This window comes from Streptomyces sp. NPDC047000 (genome assembly GCF_040644295.1).
In the GTDB taxonomy this organism is placed as follows: domain Bacteria; phylum Actinomycetota; class Actinomycetes; order Streptomycetales; family Streptomycetaceae; genus Streptomyces.
Genome location: NZ_JBEYWE010000079.1, coordinates 1 through 1,794, shown reverse-complemented (window position 1 = coordinate 1,794; position 1,794 = coordinate 1). Strand labels below are relative to the sequence as shown.

Annotated in this window: 1 protein-coding gene and 1 pseudogene; one reads left to right on the top strand and one right to left on the bottom strand. The window is 67.2% G+C overall.

The genetic code is table 11. The features are described 5' to 3' along the window. On the bottom strand, positions 1-1,242 hold a 1,242-nt coding region (locus ABZ862_RS38445; RefSeq protein ID WP_360969267.1), incomplete at its 3' end, for an ISAzo13 family transposase. A 50-nt stretch (positions 1,243-1,292) separates the two neighbouring features. Between ABZ862_RS38445 and ABZ862_RS38440 the strand changes: the two are divergent. Continuing rightward, a pseudogene (locus tag ABZ862_RS38440) lies at positions 1,293-1,751 on the top strand (transposase); the annotation flags it as partial. Between the last annotated feature and the right edge of the window lie 43 nt (positions 1,752-1,794).

Here is a 1,794-nt window from a genome sequence, read left to right as displayed (position 1 = left end):
GGCGCGTGGTGCGGGGGCCGTGCCGCCGACCGGGGCGATGCTGTAGTTCCATTTGCCGTGGTCGGCGTGTGCGGTGATCGGCAGGGTCTGCAGCTGTTCGCGGCTGATTGCGATGCCGGTCGGGTAGGAGCCGTGGTCGAGGACGGCTTCGACGCGCAGTCCGGTCCGGGTGGTGGTCGCGGCGATCGTGTTGAGGACGACTTCGTGGCTGGTCAAGGGTCGACCGCGCCAGTTCGTGGTGATGTGCGAGAACAGCCGGTGCTCGATCTTGTTCCACTTTGAAGTACCCGGCGGGAAGTGACAGACCGTGACCGTCAGTCCGGACTTGGCGGCGAACGTGGCCAGTTCGGCCTTCCAGAGCCGGTACCGGTAACTGTTGGACCCGCCGGCGTCCGCGGTGATCAGCAGCCGGGAGGCCGCCGGGTAGTCATGCCGGCCGCGAGCCTGCCACCAGCGGCGGATCGAGGAGACCGCGAACGAGGCCGTGTCGTGGTCGATCCCGACGTTCACCCAGCCGGTGTTCGCGGTCATATCGTAGATCCCGTACGGAATCACCGTCTCGACGCTCGGACCGGCGAAGAAGCTGTGGTCCTCGACCTCGACGGGCTGCCCGGCCGGCCGCCACTCGCGTCCGGCCATCGGCAGCAGCCCCAGCTGTTCCTTCTTCTTCGCGTCCACGCTGACCACCGGCTCGCCGGCGGCCTGGTGCTCTTTGACCTGCTCGTTGATGTAGCGGAACTGTGCGTCCCGGTCAGGATGCTGATCACCTTCCAGGGTCTTGGCTGTGCCCTGCAGGCTGAACCCGTGTTCCTTCAGCAGCCGCCCTACCGTGGGCGCGGTCACACGATGCCCCTGCCGGGACAATTCGGCGGCCAGCCGCCGCAGCGACTTTGTCGTCCAGCGCAGCGGCGACATCGGATCACCGCGCTCGTCCGGCTCGACCAGCGCCATCAGCGCCGGAACCAGCTGCCGGTCAACGGCCTCGGCCCGCATCCGCCCGCCACCGGGGCGCCGGACGCGCCCCTCGGACAGCGGCTCGTCCCCGGCCTCGAGCTCGAACACGCCTTTGCGGACGGTCGTCTCGCTGACGCCAGCCATGCGCGCGACCAGCCGTACGCCTCCATGGCCGAGCAGTCGGGCCTCGGTCGCCAGCGCCAACCGCTTCTGACGCTCGTTCAGGTGTGGGAGCAAGACCTCGAACCGTCGCGCCAGCTGGCCGCAAACCTCGTCGGATATTCGCATACCGCATCAACGAGACCGCCCCTGCGAAGCAACGTGTTGATTCTTGACGGCTTCACCTCCTCCGTAACAGCTTCAAATACGCGGGCCGCCAGGACTGGGAGAAGATCGCGAAGGCCCTCAAACCGGTTTACACGGCGCCGACCGAGGACGCGGCCATGGAGCGGTTCCTGGAGTTCTCCGAGGAATGGGGAGCCAAGTACCCGGCGATCGTGCGGTTGTGGGAACGTGCCTGGGCGGAGTTCGTCCCCTTCCTCCAGTTCGACGTGGAGATCCGCAAGATCGTGTGCACGACGAACGCCATCGAGAGCGTGAACGCCCGGATCCGTAAGGCCGTCCGAGCCCGCGGGCATTTCCCCAACGAGCAGGCCGCTCTCAAGTGCGTCTACCTCGCGGTCATGAGCCTCGACCCGACCGGGAACGGCGCGAAACGCTGGACCAGGCGATGGAAGCCCGCCCTCCAGGCTTTCGACATCGCCTTCGACGGCCGCCTCACCGCGTCCCAGCGGTAACAACCAACCCACGAGTTACACCACTCGCTGGACAGACCCGGAC